The sequence below is a fragment of the Duganella sp. genome, assembly GCF_039595735.1.
Lineage (GTDB): Bacteria > Pseudomonadota > Gammaproteobacteria > Burkholderiales > Burkholderiaceae_D > Rugamonas.
The window spans coordinates 112,118-127,481 of the sequence record NZ_JBCNLB010000009.1; the positions used below are offsets into that span (position 1 = coordinate 112,118).

General features: G+C 62.9%; 16 protein-coding genes. All 16 read right to left on the reverse strand.

Translation table 11 applies throughout. The annotated features are described in order from the left end of the window. Window positions 1-11: 11 nt before the first annotated feature. Complete coding sequence (locus ABDW57_RS16820) at window positions 12-797, reverse strand: RNA methyltransferase (RefSeq protein ID WP_343731324.1); 786 nt, start codon at window positions 795-797, stop codon at window positions 12-14. Then, the gene (gene rnhB, locus ABDW57_RS16825) at window positions 794-1,414 is read right to left on the reverse strand and encodes a ribonuclease HII (RefSeq protein ID WP_343731325.1); all 621 of its coding nucleotides are present in this window, start codon (window positions 1,412-1,414) and stop codon (window positions 794-796) included. The genes ABDW57_RS16820 and rnhB overlap by 4 nt, the downstream gene beginning before the upstream one ends. After that, window positions 1,411-2,589: a lipid-A-disaccharide synthase gene (lpxB, locus tag ABDW57_RS16830; RefSeq protein WP_343731326.1), complete on the reverse strand. Its 1,179-nt coding sequence runs from the start codon at window positions 2,587-2,589 to the stop codon at window positions 1,411-1,413. The genes rnhB and lpxB overlap by 4 nt, the downstream gene beginning before the upstream one ends. Continuing rightward, a complete protein-coding gene (gene lpxA, locus ABDW57_RS16835; protein WP_343731327.1) occupies window positions 2,573-3,364 on the reverse strand; it encodes an acyl-ACP--UDP-N-acetylglucosamine O-acyltransferase in 792 nt (263 codons plus the stop codon). Before lpxA ends, lpxB begins: the two co-directional genes overlap by 17 nt. Before the next feature lie 2 nt (window positions 3,365-3,366). Further along, the gene (fabZ, locus tag ABDW57_RS16840) at window positions 3,367-3,855 is read right to left on the reverse strand and encodes a 3-hydroxyacyl-ACP dehydratase FabZ (protein WP_343731328.1); all 489 of its coding nucleotides are present in this window, start codon (window positions 3,853-3,855) and stop codon (window positions 3,367-3,369) included. After that, on the reverse strand, window positions 3,852-4,907 hold the full coding sequence (gene lpxD / locus ABDW57_RS16845) for a UDP-3-O-(3-hydroxymyristoyl)glucosamine N-acyltransferase (protein WP_343731329.1): 1,056 nt from the start codon (window positions 4,905-4,907) through the stop codon (window positions 3,852-3,854). The genes fabZ and lpxD overlap by 4 nt, the downstream gene beginning before the upstream one ends. Before the next feature lie 20 nt (window positions 4,908-4,927). Beyond that, the gene (locus ABDW57_RS16850; RefSeq protein ID WP_343731330.1) at window positions 4,928-5,431 is read right to left on the reverse strand and encodes an OmpH family outer membrane protein; all 504 of its coding nucleotides are present in this window, start codon (window positions 5,429-5,431) and stop codon (window positions 4,928-4,930) included. A gap of 52 nt (window positions 5,432-5,483) precedes the next feature. Beyond that, window positions 5,484-7,820 (reverse strand): outer membrane protein assembly factor BamA, encoded by a 2,337-nt coding sequence (bamA, locus tag ABDW57_RS16855; protein WP_343731331.1) that lies wholly within the window; start codon window positions 7,818-7,820, stop codon window positions 5,484-5,486. Between the two features lie 30 nt (window positions 7,821-7,850). Beyond that, a complete protein-coding gene (rseP, locus tag ABDW57_RS16860) occupies window positions 7,851-9,206 on the reverse strand; it encodes an RIP metalloprotease RseP (RefSeq protein WP_343731332.1) in 1,356 nt (451 codons plus the stop codon). Continuing rightward, window positions 9,203-10,396, reverse strand: a complete 1,194-nt coding sequence (ispC, locus tag ABDW57_RS16865; RefSeq protein WP_343731333.1) for a 1-deoxy-D-xylulose-5-phosphate reductoisomerase — start codon at window positions 10,394-10,396, stop codon at window positions 9,203-9,205. The genes rseP and ispC overlap by 4 nt, the downstream gene beginning before the upstream one ends. Window positions 10,397-10,406: 10 nt before the next feature. Next, window positions 10,407-11,246 (reverse strand): phosphatidate cytidylyltransferase, encoded by an 840-nt coding sequence (locus ABDW57_RS16870; RefSeq protein ID WP_343731334.1) that lies wholly within the window; start codon window positions 11,244-11,246, stop codon window positions 10,407-10,409. Next, window positions 11,246-11,998 (reverse strand): polyprenyl diphosphate synthase, encoded by a 753-nt coding sequence (uppS, locus tag ABDW57_RS16875; RefSeq protein WP_343731335.1) that lies wholly within the window; start codon window positions 11,996-11,998, stop codon window positions 11,246-11,248. The genes ABDW57_RS16870 and uppS overlap by 1 nt, the downstream gene beginning before the upstream one ends. 160 nt (window positions 11,999-12,158) lie before the next feature. Continuing rightward, window positions 12,159-12,719, reverse strand: coding sequence for a ribosome recycling factor (gene frr, locus ABDW57_RS16880; protein ID WP_343731336.1), 561 nt, complete (start codon window positions 12,717-12,719; stop codon window positions 12,159-12,161). Between the two features lie 35 nt (window positions 12,720-12,754). Beyond that, complete coding sequence (gene pyrH, locus ABDW57_RS16885) at window positions 12,755-13,471, reverse strand: UMP kinase (RefSeq protein ID WP_176649798.1); 717 nt, start codon at window positions 13,469-13,471, stop codon at window positions 12,755-12,757. Between the two features lie 121 nt (window positions 13,472-13,592). Next, window positions 13,593-14,507: a translation elongation factor Ts gene (gene tsf / locus ABDW57_RS16890; protein ID WP_343731337.1), complete on the reverse strand. Its 915-nt coding sequence runs from the start codon at window positions 14,505-14,507 to the stop codon at window positions 13,593-13,595. A 95-nt stretch (window positions 14,508-14,602) separates the two neighbouring features. Further along, on the reverse strand, window positions 14,603-15,355 hold the full coding sequence (gene rpsB, locus ABDW57_RS16895; protein ID WP_343731338.1) for a 30S ribosomal protein S2: 753 nt from the start codon (window positions 15,353-15,355) through the stop codon (window positions 14,603-14,605). Window positions 15,356-15,364 lie beyond the last annotated feature (9 nt).

Here is a 15,364-nt window from a genome sequence, read left to right on the forward strand (position 1 = left end):
CACGTATGTGCTTACGTCTGATTCTGCCTTACTTGCTCGAAAAAGCAAACTGCCGCACAGGCAGCCACATTGAGCGACTCCACCTGCCCCAGATGCGGAATCACCACCTTGTGCGTGGCCAGCGACAGCAGGTCGTCCGCCACGCCCTGCCCTTCGTGGCCGAAAATCCAGGCCACCGGCTGGCGCAGGTCGATGTCGTACAGGCGCTGCGCAGCATAGCCGCTGGTGGCCAGCGTTGGCACGCGCGCGTTGCGCACCAGCTCAGCCAGGTCGACGTTTTCAAAGATATCAAGCACAAAGTGCGCCCCCATGGCCGCGCGCAGCACCTTGGGCGACCAGCAGAACGCCGAACCGGCGCTGCAGTACACCTGCCGGATGCCGGCTGCCGCCGCGCTGCGCAGGATGGACCCCATATTGCCCGGGTCCTGCACGCCGTCCAGCAGCACTGCCGATACGCTCAGCGCTTCGCTCACGCTGCGTTCCGGCGTGGCGATCAGGAACATCACGCCGACGCCGTGCTCCACCTGGCTGACGGCGTTGTACAGCGCATCCGGCAAGGCCAGCACATGCGCGCGTTGCGCTTCCAGCTGGCCAACGATGTCCATCACTTCCGGATTTTGCAGCGCGCTTTCACTGACCACGCACTGCTCCGGCATGCCGCGCAGCTGCAGGAATGATTGGCACAGGTGCACGCCATCCAGCAGCGTGCGGCCGGCCTTGCGGCGCGCCTGCTGGCTGCCGGCCAGCTTGACCAGTTCCTTGTATTGCGCGTTATCGCGCGAAGTGATGGTCTTCACAGGCCCACCTCCAGCAGCGCGCGCACCGGCGCGAAGGAGCGGCGATGCACCGGCGACGGGCCGTGCTCGCGCAGGCGCTCCAGGTGCAGCGCGGTGCCATAGCCTTTGTGCTGGTCGAAGCAGTATTGCGGATATTGGGCATGCAGCGTCACCAGCGCGGCGTCGCGCGCGGTCTTGGCCAGGATGGAGGCAGCCGAGATGGCATCCACCTTGTCGTCACCACCGATGACGGCAATGCTCTGGATTTTCATCACCGGACAGCGGTTGCCATCGATCAGGGCCAGCGTCGGCACGGTGCTCAGCGCTTCCACCGCACGGCGCATGGCCAGCATGGACGCCTGCAGGATATTCAGCTTGTCGATTTCCGCTTCCGACGCTTCCGCGATGGCCCAGGCCAGGGCTTGCGCCTTGATCAGCGGCGCCAGCAGGTCGCGCCTAGCCTCGGTCAGCTTTTTCGAATCGCGCAGCCCCTCAATCGGGCGCGAAGCGTCGAGGATGACGGCAGCGGCAAACACCGGGCCGGCCAGCGGCCCGCGGCCCGCTTCGTCCACGCCGCAGATGATTTCGTCCGGCGATTCCGGCAGGTCGTCGAACAGGCCGAGATTTTGGTTCTTCACTTTCGTCCTTCAATAACGCGCAGCACGGCGGCTGCGCTCTCCGCCGCGCTGTTGCGCAGCAGGCTGTGATGCATATCGGTGAAACGCTGCGTCAGCCGCAAGCGGTGCGGCGCGTCGCTCAGCTGCTTCCACATGGCTTCCGCCAGCGCTTCCGGATTGGCCGCGTGCTGCAGCAGCTCCGGCACCAGGAATTCGCGCGCCAGGATGTTCGGCAGGCCGATCCACGGCTGGTAGCCGAAGTGGCGCAGAATTTGCCATTCCAGCTCCATCATCCTGTAGGCGATCACCATCGGCTTCTTGAACAGCGCCACTTCCAGCGACGCCGTGCCGGAAGCCACCAGCACCGCGTCGGCGGCCGCGATCGCGGTATGTGACTGGCCGTCCAGCAGCTGGATCCCGACGTCCTGCAGGCCGGCCTGCGCCACCAGTTGCAGGAAGTACTGCTTCTGGCGCTCGCCGGCCATCGGCGCGACGAAGCGCAGCGTGCGGTCGCGCGCCTTCAGCAGTTTGGCCGCCTGCATGAAGGCCACCGTGTTGTACTTGATCTCCGACATGCGGCTGCCCGGCATGATGGTGACCACGTTGGCATCTTCCGGCATGCCCAGCGCGCGCCTGGCGGCGTTTTCATCCGGCTTCAGGGGAATCAGCTCGGCCAGCGGATGGCCGACATAGCTGACCGGCACGCCGGCCTGCTGGTAAATCGCTTCCTCGAACGGAAACACCACCAGCATGTGCGACACCGCCTTGATGATTTTCTTGATGCGGCCACCGCGCCAGGCCCAGATCTGCGGGCCGATGTAGTGCACGGTCGGGATGCCGGCCGCTTTCAGCTCCATCTCCAGGCCCAGGTTAAAGCCCGGGTAGTCGGCGCCGATGAAGGCGGCCGGACGTTCGGCCAGCAGGCGGTCGCGCAATGCCGTCTGGATGCCTTTCAGTTCGCGATAGCGCATCAGCACCGGCACCAGGCCGCGCACGGTCAGCTGGTCCATAGGCCAGTGCGACTCAAAGCCCTGCTCCATCATCGCCGGACCGCCGATGCCATGGAAGTAAGCATCCGGCAGATGCGGACGCAGGCCGGAAAGCAAACGAGCCGCCAGCATGTCGCCGGACGGCTCGCCTGCCACGAGGGCGATGGCGGGGACGCGCCCCGCCTGCGTTTTATCGGACGATGCCACGGGTCGCGGTATCGAGGAACTCGCGCATGGCACGCATGTGCAGCGCCACGTCGGCCGGCACCGCCGCCTCTTCAGCGATCAGCGCCGCCTTGGCTTCTTCCAGCGTGAGGCCGGAGCGGTAGATGATCTTGTAGGCGGCGCGGATGCCGTTGATCTGCTCGCGCGTGAAGCCGCGGCGTTTCAGGCCTTCGATGTTGACGCCGTGCGCCGCTGCCGGATTCCCGTTCAGCAGCACGAACGGCGGCACGTCCTGGGTCAGCGAGGTGCTCATGCCGACAAACGCGTGCGCGCCGATCTTGCAGAACTGGTGCACATTGGCGAAGCCGCTCATGATGACCCAGTCGCCGATCTCCACGTGGCCGGCGATCTGCGCGTTATTCGAGAAGATGGTGTTGCTGCCGACCTGGCAGTCATGCGCCAGGTGGACATAGGCCGAAATCCAGTTGTCGTTGCCAAGCGAAGTGACGCCCTTGTCCTGCACCGTGCCGGTGTTGAAGGTGCAGAACTCGCGGATGGTATTGCGGTCGCCAATGGTCAGACGGGTCGGTTCGCCCTTCCACTTCTTGTCCTGCGGCGCGGCGCCGATCGACGAGAACTGGAAGAACTTGTTGTCGCTGCCAATGGTGGTATGGCCTTCGATCACCACGTGCGGCCCCACCACCGTGCCGGAGCCGATGGTGACGTCCGGGCCGATGACCGAGTACGGGCCGATCTCGACGCTCTCGTGCAGCTCGGCCTTGCTGTCAACGATGGCGGTGGCGTGAATTTTCGCCATGATTATTGGCCTGCAGGCTGCGAAGCGTCAGCGGCGCTGCGGATGGTGCACATCAGTTCCGCTTCCACGGCCACCTGGCCGTCGACCGAACCGACCGCCTTGTACTTCCAGATGCCACGCGCATTGCGCAGGATCTCGACTTCCATTTTCAGCTGGTCGCCAGGACCGACCGGACGCTTGAAGCGCGCCGCGTCGATGCCGACGAAGTACACCACCGAATTTTCGTCCGGCTTCAGGTTCATGGTCTTGAACGACAGCAGGGCCGCGGTCTGCGCCATCGCCTCGATCATCAGCACGCCCGGCATCACTGGCTTGTGCGGGAAGTGGCCGTTGAAGAATTCTTCGTTCACGGTCACGTTCTTGATGGCGGTGATGGTCTTGCCCTCTTCGTACGAGATCACGCGGTCCACCAGCAGCAGCGGGTAGCGGTGCGGCAGGTAGGATTTGATCTCGCAGATATCCATGGTTTTGGAAGTTTCGGTAGTGGTCATGATTCGTCTTCTTCTGATTTCGTCTTAATGATTTTTTCAAGCGCGCGGATTTTATCGCGCATGGCCGACAGGTTGCGCACAATGACCGCCGATTTTTCCCAATCGGCGTTCTTGGCCAGCGGGTAGAAGCCGGTGTACTGGCCCGGCTCCAGGATCGAGCGCGATACCATGCTGCCCGAACCCACATGCACCTTGTCGACGATGGTCAGGTGGCCCAGCACCATGGCCGCGCCGCCAAAGGTGCAATACTTGCCGATCCTGGCGCTGCCGGCCACGCCGACGCAGCCGGCCATCGCCGTGTGCGCGCCGATGTGGCAGTTATGGCCGATCTGGATCTGGTTATCCAGCTTCACGCCGTCTTCAATAATCGTATCGGCCAAGGCGCCGCGGTCGATGGTGGTGTTGGCGCCGATATCGACGTCATCGCCGATCATCACGCGGCCGGTCTGCGGGATCTTGATGTAGACGCCGCCCTCGTTGGCAAAGCCAAAGCCGTCGGTGCCGATCACAGCGCCGGAGTGGATGATGCCGCGCCTGCCGATCTGGCAGTACGCGTGGAAGGTCACGTTGGCGAACAGTTTGGTTTCCGCACCGATCACCGCCTCGCGGCCGATGAAGCAGCCGGCGCCAATCACCGCGCCTTCTTCGATCACGGCGCCATCCTCGATCACCACGCGCGCACCGATGTGGGCCGAGGGCGCGATTTGCGCGCTCTCCGCCACCACCGCGCTGGCATGCACCCCGGCCGCCGGCACGATGGCCGTCAGCGATGCGAAATACTGCGCCGCGCGGGCGAAGTACACGTAGGGATTCGGAACGACGATGCGCGCGCCGCTGTAACCGGCCGCGATGAATGCGTCATCGGCGGCCGACACAATCAGTGCCGCCGCCTTGCTCTGCAGCGCCTGTGCGCGCAGCTTGCTATTGCTGAGAAAGCTGATGTGCGAAACGCCGGCATCAGCCAGGGGCGCGATCCCGCTCACTTCCAGGTTCGCGTCGCCCACCAGCTGTCCGCCCAAGCGTTCGACCAATGCTCCTAGTCGAGTGCCCATCGGGTGATCCAATCTTGTCTTTATTTGTCTTTATCCAGGGCCGCCAGCACCTTGTCGGTGATGTCGATGCGGTTGCTGGCCCAGACCGCGTCCTGCAGCACGATGTCAAAGCCTTCCACGCTGGCCAGCTGCTTGATGATCTTGGTGGCTTTTTCCGAAATCGCCTGGCGCTCCTCATTGGTGCGCTGGCTGACGTCTTCGCGGAACTCGCGCTGGCGGCGCTGGTATTCCTTGTCCAGCTCAAACACGTCGCGCTGGCGCTTGATGCGGTCGGCCTCGCTCAGGGTCGGCGCATCCTTCTCCAGTTTTTCCGAAGCGGCCTTGAGGCGGCCGGCCATGTCATTCATGGCTTTCTCGCGCGACTTGAATTCTTCCTTGAGCTTTTCTTCCGCCAGCTTGGCCAGCTTGGATTCGTTATAGATGCGCTCAGGGCTGATCCACGCGATGCGCGAAGCCGAGGTCTGAGCCTGCACCGGCGCCAATGCACACCAGCCCAATGCAAGCACGGCGAGATATTTGGTCATGGATGCAGTCTTCAACTTATTTCTCCGAGGTAAAAATTAATGCCAAAAATCATCAGAAGCCGCTACCCATCTGGAACTGGAAGCGTTCCAGACGGTCGCCGGTCTTGGCGTTCAGTGGCTTAGCATAACTCAGTTTCAGCGGACCCACCGGGGAAATCCAGCTGATCCCCAGGCCGGTCGAATAGCGCAGTTGGGACAGGCGCATCTTCTCGCCTTCCTGGTACACCTGGCCGCCGTCGAGGAAGCCGAACCAGCGCAGGCTGCGGTCCTGGCCCGAACCCGGGAACGGCAGCTGCAGCTCGGCATTGCCGATCAGGCGCGAAGCGCCGCCCAGGGCGTCGCCATAGGTGTAGTCGACCGCGCCCAGCGAGGAGCTGTAGTAGCCGCGCACCGAACCGATGCCGCCGCCATAGAAGTTCTTGAACACCGGATAGCTGCTGTTGCCCAGGCCGCGACCGTAGTCGATCTCGCCCTTGAGCGCCAGCGTGACCTTCTGGTACAGCGGCTTGTACCACTGGTGCTCGTACACCGCACGGTAGTATTTCTGCTTGCCGACCACGTCGATTTCCAGATTGGCGCGCTGGTAGCGGCCCACGGTCGGCGTCAGCGCCGAGTCGCGGCTGTCGCGCGCCCACGCGGCCGTCAGCGGCACGGCATTGGTCGACGCGGTGCCGACGCCGGTGGTGGTGCCGTTGATGCTGTTCACGTATTCCTGGAAGCGGATCGGCGAGGTGGCGTCGGTGGTGATCTGCGAGCGTTCCAGGCCGATGCCGAAGAACACGGTGTCCACTTCCGAGAACGGCACGCCGTAGCTGATGCGGCCGCCATGCTGCTTGATGGTGTAGTAACCGATGTTGACCGCCGGCGGTTTGGTGGTGCGCAGATACAGCTCGTAGCCGCGCGACACGCCGTCGTCGGTGTAATAAGGGTCGGTCTGCGAGAACGAAATCGTGCGGCTGTACTTGGAGGTGTTCAGCTCCAGGCCCACGGTGGTGCCGGAACCGGCAAAGTTAGCCTGCTGCACCGCCGCCTGGAACGAGAACTTCTCCGACTGCGAGAAGGCGCCGCCGATCTGGAAGTTGCCGGTCGGTTTCTCGGTCACGGTCAGGTTGACGTCCACCTGGTCGGACGTGCCCTGCGCTTCCGGCGTGTCGATGGTCACGTCCTTGAAGTAGCCCAGACGGTCGACGCGGTCGCGCGACAGCTTGATCTTGTTGGCGTCGTACCAGCTCGATTCGAACTGGCGGAATTCGCGGCGGATCACCTCATCGCGGGTGGTGGTGTTGCCGGCGATGTTCATGTGGCGCACGTAGGCGCGCTTGCCCGGATCGATGAAGAAGGTGAACGACACTTCGCGCTTGTCGCGGTCGATGTCCGGGTTGGCGTTGACGTTGGCGAAGGCATAGCCGAACGTGCCCAGGCGGTCCGAAATCAGCTTGTTGGTGGCGGTCAGCAGCTCGCCCGAGTACACCTGGCCTTTGCGCAGCAGCACCAGCGAGCGCAGTTCTTCCTCGCGGCCGAAGGTCTCGCCCTCGAACTTGATGTCCTTGACGTTGTACTTCTCACCCTCGGTGATGTTGATGGTGATGTAGATGTCCTTCTTGTCCGGCGTGATCGACACCTGGGTCGACTCGATGTTCATCTCGATGTAGCCGCGGTTCAGGTAGAAGGACTTGAGCGACTCGATATCGCCGGTCAGCTTGGTCTTGGAATACTGGTTGGCCTTGGTGTACCAGCTGAACCAGCCGCCGGTGTTGAGCGCCAGCTGGTCTTTCAGCTCCTTGTCGCTGAACACCTTGTTGCCGACAATGTTGATTTCCTTGATCTTGGCGATCTCGCCCTCGTCCACCGCAAAGGTGATGGTCACGCGGTTACGCTCGATCGGGGTGACGGTGGTGACCACCTTCACGCCATACAGGCCGCGCGACAGGTACTGGCGCTTCAGTTCCTGCTCGGCGCGGTCGACCGAAGCCTTGTCGAAAATCTTGGTCTCGCCCACGCCGATGTCTTTCAGCGCCTTGACCAGCGTATCTTTTTCAAATTCCTTGGTGCCGGTGAAATCCACCTTGGCGATGGCCGGGCGTTCCTCGACCAGCACCACCAGCACCTGGCCATCCTTTTCCAGCTTCACATCCTTGAAGAAGCCGGTGGCATACAGGGCCTTGATGGCGGTCACGGATTTGTCGTCGTTGAAGGTTTCGCCAACGCGCACCGGCAGATAGCTGAAGACCGTACCGGCTTCCGTACGCTGGATCCCTTCGACGCGGATATCTTTGATGACGAATGGATCGATCGCCATGGCGCTGCCGCTGCACAGTGCCAGGACAGCGGCGCCGATCAGGCTACGGCGCAAGGAAGTTGAAGTAATACGGTCAGAATATAATTTCATCGGGTTCAATGGCTAAATCAACGGGAACTACTACAACAACCGGGCGACGTCATTAAACACCGCCAGCAGCATCAGGGTCAGCAACAACCCCATGCCCAGGCGCTGCGCAATTTCGCCTACGCGCTCCGGCACAGAACGCCCAGTTAAAACTTCCAGCGAATAATACAGCAAATGCCCCCCGTCTAGAACGGGAATCGGCAGCAAATTCATAACACCCAGACTAATGCTGATGAAGGCGATAAAGCTCAAATAGCTCGCCGCGCCCATCCTGGCGGTCTGGCCGGCATAATCGGCAATCGTGATCGGGCCGGTGACGTTCTTGAGCGAAGCCTCGCCGGTGATCATCTTGCCGATCATCTTCAGCGTCATCGTACAAGTTTCCCAGACCTTGGCGACCGCCTTGCCGACGGCCGCAAACGGGGATGATGGCACGCTGATCATATCCGGCTGCAGCGCGACGTAAGCGCCGATCTTACCGACTGTTACAGTTCCTTTGCCGCTTTTTGCCTGCTCGGCCTGCGGCACCATGCTGATGATGAGCGGCTGGCTGGCGCGCTCCAGCTGCACCTGCACGGTTTTGCCGGCGGCGCCGCGGATGATCTCGATGAAGGCGATGCCGTCCGCCACCGCCACCCCGTCGACCGAGGTCAGCAAGTCGCCCGGCTGCAAGCCGGCGCGTTCGGCCGGGCTGCCCGGCATCACCTGCTGCACCACCGGCGCCGGGCGCGCCACGCCCACGCCCAGCTGGCCGGGCACGTCGCCTTCCAGGTCCAGGCCGGCCAGCGCCGCGGCCGGCACGGTGGCGGCCACGCGGCCCTGCCCTGCGCGCTCCACGGCCAGCCGCAGATCATGCTTGTCGATGGCGGCCTGGATCAGCTGCCAGCGCAGTTCCGACCAGACCTGCACCGGTTGTTCATTGATGGCGGTGATGACGTCGCCGGTCTGCAGGCCGGCCTGGGCAGCCTTGCCGCCGGCGATCACGCTGATCTTGCTGCTGGGTTCTTCAATGCCGTGCATGTACAGGCCGGCAAACAGCACGATGGCGATCAGGAAGTTGGCCAGCGGGCCGGCCGCCACGATGGCGATGCGCTTCCACACGTTCTGGCGCGTGAACTCGCGTTTCAGGTCGGCTTCCGGCAGGCCGGCCAGTTCGCCCTCGCGCGCATCCAGCATCTTGACGTAGCCGCCCAGCGGCAGCGCCGAGATGGCCCATTCGGTCTGGTCCGGGCCGAAACGGCGCGACCACACCACCTTGCCCATGCCGACCGAAAAGCGCAGCACTTTCACGCCGCACCAGCGCGCCACCAGATAGTGGCCCAGTTCGTGGAACACGATCAGCGAGCCGAGGCAGACGATGAACGCCAGCACGGTTTGCAGGAAGTTCATTTTGCCAGTCCGGCGATCATGGTTTCAGCAGCGGCGCGGGCGGCGGCGTCCTGCGCCATCACCGCTTCGATGCTGTGGGCGGCGCCGTGCGGCAGCTGGTCGACCACCTGAGCGATCACGCGGTCGATCTGGCGGAAGCCGATCTTCAGGTCGAGGAAGGCTTGCACCGCCACTTCGTTGGCCGCGTTCAGCAGGGCCGGCGCGGTGCCGCCGGCGCGCAGCGCGTCAAAGGCCAGCGCCAGGCACGGGAAGCGCTTGAAGTCCGGCCGTTCGAATTGCAGGGTGGCGATCTGGGTCAGGTCCAGCTGCGCCACGCCGGAGGCGATGCGCTCCGGGTAGGCCAGTGCGTGGGCGATCGGGGTGCGCATGTCCGGGTTGCCCAGCTGCGCCAGCACCGAGCCGTCGACGTAGGACACCATGGAGTGGATCACCGACTGCGGGTGGATCACCACCTCGATCTGGTCAGCCGGCGCGCCGAACAGCCAGTGCGCCTCGATCACTTCCAGGCCCTTGTTCATCATGGTGGCCGAATCGACCGAAATCTTGCGGCCCATCGACCAGTTGGGATGCTTGCAGGCCTGCTCCGGCGTCACCGCGTCCAGCGTGGCGACGTCGCGCGTCAGGAACGGACCGCCGGATGCGGTCAGCAGGATCTTGGCCACGCCGGCGGCGCCGTCGCGCACCGCCGGCATCTTGCCGCCGAACTGCGGCATGGACTGGAAGATGGCGTTGTGTTCGCTGTCGATCGGCAGCAGCACGGCGCCCGATTCATGCACCGCGTCCATGAACAGCTGGCCGGACATGACCAGCGCTTCCTTGTTGGCCAGCAGGACTTTCTTGCCGGCGCGGGCGGCGGCCAGGGTCGGCGCCAGGCCGGCCGCGCCCACGATGGCGGCCATCACGCTGTCGACTTCCGGCGCGCTGGCGATGCTGCACAGGGCTTGCTCGCCCCACTCCACCTCGGTCTTGACGCCGGCCGCGCGCAACAGCGCGGCCAGGCGGTCGGCGGCGGCGGCGCTGCCGACCACCGCGCGCGCCGGGCGGAACTGCACGCACTGCGCGGCCAGCTCATCGACGCGGCTGTGCGCCGACAGGGCGTAGACGGTGTAGCGCCCGGGATGGCGCGCCACCACGTCCAGCGTGGATACGCCGATCGAACCGGTGGCGCCTAAAACGGTAATACCTTGCATGATGAGTCTTTCAGATCCAGGACGTGACCAGCGCGGCCATCGGCAGCACCGGGATCAGCGCGTCCACGCGGTCCAGCACGCCGCCGTGGCCAGGCAGCAGGTTGCTGCTGTCCTTCATGCCGGCGCGGCGCTTGAGCGCGGATTCAAACAGGTCGCCGATGACGGAGAACATCACGATCACCAGCAGGATCAGCAGCGTCAGGCCCCAGCCGAAGCGGGCTTGCAGCTTGTAGGCGAAGGTGTCTTGCAGCCATGGCGCGGCGCCGTCGGCCAGCAGCACCGAGATGGCGGCAATCACCAGCACGGCCATCGCGCCGCCGATCGCGCCTTCCCACGACTTGCCGGGCGAGATGGTCGGCGCCAGCTTGCGCTTGCCGAAGGCCTTGCCGGAGAAGTAAGCGCCGATGTCGGCAATCCACACCAGCGCCATCACCGACAGCAGGTACAGCGGCGAATGCAGGTACAGGCCGACAATGGCAAAGAAGGCCGCGAACACGGCAAAGGTGAAGGTAATCGCCAGCGACCAGTTGGCCGCGCCGGCCATCTGCGGCAAGCCCAGTCCCAGGGTCGGCGCGTAACGGATGATCCACAGCAGCGCGGCCACGCCGTACAGCGCGTTGACCGAACCCGGCTTGGCGCTGTACATCAGCGCGACAAACAGCGCGCCGCCGACAAAGCCGGCCACGCGCGCCTTGCTTTCGCTCAGGCCGAACAGGCGGGCGCCCTCCCACACGGCGGCGCCGACAAACAGCGTCACCACCAGGGCAAACGCGGGGAAATAGTTGAAGAACAGGACCGGCAGCAGCACCGCCAGCAAGACCACAGCGGTAATAATCCTCGTTTTCAGCATCAGTTTGTCTTTTCAGCCAGTTGCGCGCCGGTGCGGCCGAATCGCCGCTCGCGGTGCTGGTAGGAGGCGATGGCCTCGTCGAGACACTCGGCGGAAAAGTCCGGCCAGTAGGTGTCGGTGAAGAACAGCTCGGTGTAAGCCAGCTGCCACAGCAGGAAATTGGAGATGCGCTGCTCGCCGCCGGTGCGGATGAACAGGTCGGGCTCGGGCGCGTAGGCCATGGCCAGGTGCGGCGCCAGCTGCTCCTCGGTGAAATCGGTCATGCCGGGGTGGGCTTTGACCATCTGGCCGACCGCTTGCATCACGTCCCAGCGGCCGCCGTAGTTGGCGCAAATGGTGACGGTCATGCGGGTGTTGGCGGCGGTCTTGCGCTCGGCGGCGGCAATCATGCCTTGCAGCTTGTCGTCAAAGCGGCTGAGGTCGCCCACCACCTTGAGGCGGATGTTATTGGCATGCAGCTTGGAGACTTCGCGCTCCAGCGCCGTCACGAACAGGCGCATCAGCAGCGACACTTCCTCTTCCGGGCGGCGCCAGTTTTCCGAACTGAAAGCAAACAGGGTCAGGTATTCCACGCCGCGGCGGGCGCAGGCTTCGACCACGGCGCGCACGGCTTCCACGCCCTTGACGTGTCCGCCCACGCGCGGCAGGAAGCGCTTGGTGGCCCAGCGGCCGTTGCCGTCCATGATGATCGCCACGTGGCGCGGCACGGCGGGTGCGTCTGGAACCTCGGTAGTCGAACTCGTATATTTCATGAAAACGTTGGTGCCAAAGTATAAAGTATTGCAGGTGTGAGGCAAAAAGACAAGATTACCGCAAAAGCGTCATTCCCGCGAAAGCGGGAATCCATAGGCCGCGTGCCTGGACACTCAGCATGGATTCCCGCCTGCGCGGGAATGACGTAGCTACTCCGACTTAAACGGTCAGAACTTCTTTTTCTTTCTCTGCCAGCATCTTGTCGATGTCGGCGATCGCCTTGTCGGTCAGCTTCTGGATGTCGTCGGTGCCGCGGCGCTCGTCGTCTTCCGAGATGGCTTTGTCCTTGACCAGCTTTTTCAGGCCTTCGTTGGCATCGCGGCGGATGTTGCGCACCGCCACCTTGGCATCTTCGCCTTCGCTCTTGACCAGCTTGACCATTTCCTTGCGGCGCTCTTCGGTCAGCGGCGGGGTCGGCACGCGGATCATGTCGCCCTGCGACGACGGGTTCAGGCCGAGGTCGGAATCGCGGATGGCTTTTTCGATGGCGGCCGCCATTTTCTTCTCGAACGGCTGCACGCCGATGGTGCGGGCATCGACCAGGGTCAGGTTGGCCACCTGGTTGATCGGGGTCGGATTACCGTAATAATCCACCATCACGCTATCAAGGATGCCGGCGTGGGCGCGGCCGGTGCGCACCTTGGCCAGGTCGCCACGCAGGGTTTCCAGCGATTTCACCATGCGCTCTTGCGCGCTCTTTTTAACGTCAGCTACGGACATTGCTGCTCTCCTGTTGTATCTAAATAAAACGCGTATTAAACGTGAACCAGTGTACCTTCATCCTCGCCCATGATGACGCGCATCAGCGCGCCCGGCTTGGTGATGGAGAACACCTTGATCGGCAATTTCTGGTCGCGGCACAGCGCAAACGCGGTGGCGTCCATGACCTGCAAGTGCTTGGCGATGGCTTCATCGAAGCTGATCGAGCGGTACAGGGTGGCGTTCGGGTCTTTTTTCGGGTCGGCGGTGTACACGCCGTCTACCTTGGTGGCTTTCAGCACGATTTCCGCGCTCACTTCCGAACCGCGCAGCGAGGCGGCGGTGTCGGTGGTGAAGAACGGGTTGCCGGTGCCGGCCGCGAACACCACGACCTTGCCTTCTTCCAGGTACTGCAGCGCTTTCGGGCGCACATACGGCTCGACCACCTGCTCGATGCCGATCGCCGACATCACCCGCGCGGTGATGCCGACATGGCGCATGGCGTCGGCCAGGGCCAGCGCGTTCATCACGGTGGCCAGCATGCCCATGTAGTCGGCGGTGGCGCGGTCCATGCCCTGCGCACCGGGCGCCACGCCACGGAAGATATTGCCGCCGCCAATGACGATCGCCAGTTCCACGCCCAGTTTCGCGACCTCGGCCACATCGGCCACCGTCCGTTCGATCGTGGCGCGATTGATGCCGTAAGGATCATCGCCCATCAGGGCTTCGCCGGACAATTTGAGGAGGACGCGCTTATAGGCTGGTTTGGACATGAGACGGGGCTCCTAATAGTGGGTTGTTCGGGGGTTAACTCTGCGGCGCCTATGATACCCTGCCCGGCGCCGCGTACTGCTGCGGGCTTAAAAAAACGGGCCTCTCGGCCCGTTTTCTGTATTACGCTCCTTTGGAAGCGGCCATCTGTGCGGCCACTTCAGCGGCGAAGTCGTCGACCTTCTTCTCGATACCTTCGCCCACCACATACATGGTGAAGGCTTTCACGGTGGTCGATTTCTCTTTCAGCATCTGCTCGATCGATTGCTTGTCGTTCTTCACGAAAGCCTGGTTCAGCAGCGATACTTCTTTCAGGTACTTCTGCACCGAGCCTTCCAGACGCTTGGCGACGATGTCGGCAGGCTGTACTGGCTTGCCAGCGGCCACAGCGGCAGCGGCATCTTCGTCGGCTTTCAGCTTGGCCACCGAACGCTCTTTTTCGATCAGTTCAGCTGGCACCTGTTCCGACGACAGCGCGACTGGCTTCATGGCGGCGATGTGCATTGCCACGTCCTTGCCCACTTGCTCGTCGGCGCCGTCGAACTCAACCATCACGCCGATACGGGTGCCGTGCAGGTACGACGCCAGCTTGGCGGTGGTTTCGAAACGCTGGAAGCGGCGGATCGACATGTTTTCGCCGATCTTGCCGATCAGGGCCGAACGCACTTCGTCCAGGGTTTTGCCGTCGGCAGCCGGCAGGGCCAGCAAGGCTGCCACGTCGGCTGGGTTCTTTTCCGCCACCAGGCGCGCGGCGGTGTTGGCCAGGGCCAGGAAGTCGTCGTTTTTGGCGACGAAGTCGGTTTCCGAGTTCACTTCCACCAGGGCGCCCACGCCGCCGGCGATGAAGGTCGCCACCACGCCTTCCGCGGTGATGCGGCTGGCTGCTTTGCCAGCTTTGCCGCCCAGCTTGACGCGCAGGATCTCTTCCGCACGACCCATGTCGCCTTCGGCTTCGGTCAGTGCTTTTTTGCATTCCATCATTGGCGCGTCGGTTTTCGCGCGCAGTTCGCCTACCATTGCTGCAGTAATCGCTGCCATGTAATTCTCCTGTAATTCGGTATTCGGGGGTGGTTAGTTAAAAAAAAGGGGGAGCTGTTGGCCACCCCTTTTTTCGTACAGCCTGCCAGGAACGATTAAGCCTGTTCGCTGACTTCGACGAATTCGTCGCCGGCTGCAGCTTTCACCATCTCTACAACTTCAGCGCCGGCTGCCGAACGGCCTTCCAGGATCGCGTCTGCCACGCCGCGGGCGTACAGCGTGATGGCTTTCGACGAGTCGTCGTTGCCTGGAATGACGTACTGCACGCCTTCTGGCGAGTGGTTGGTATCGACCACGCCGATCACTGGGATGCCCAGTTTAGCGGCTTCGGTGATGGCGCCCTTGTGGTAGCCAACGTCAACGACGAAGATAGCGTCAGGAACGCCGCCCATGTCTTTGATGCCGCCGATCGATTTTTGCAGCTTGGCGATTTCGCGTTGGAACATCAGCGCTTCTTTTTTCGACAGCTTCTCAACCGAACCGTCTTCCAGAGCGACTTCCATGTCTTTCAGGCGCTTGATCGAGGTCTTGATGGTCTTGAAGTTGGTCAGCATGCCGCCCAGCCAACGCTGGTCAACATAAGGAACGCCTGCGCGCTGGGCTTCAGCAGCGATGATATCGCGTGCTTGACGCTTGGTGCCTACCATCAGGATGGTGCCACGGCTTGCGGCAACCTGTTTCACGTGCTTCATCGCTTCCTGATACATACCCATCGTCTTTTCCAGATTGATGATATGGATCTTGTTGCGGTGACCGAAGATGAACGGTGCCATCTTTGGGTTCCAGAAACGGGTTTGGTGACCGAAGTGGACACCGGCTTCCAGCATTTCGCGCATAGTTACGGACATAATTTACTC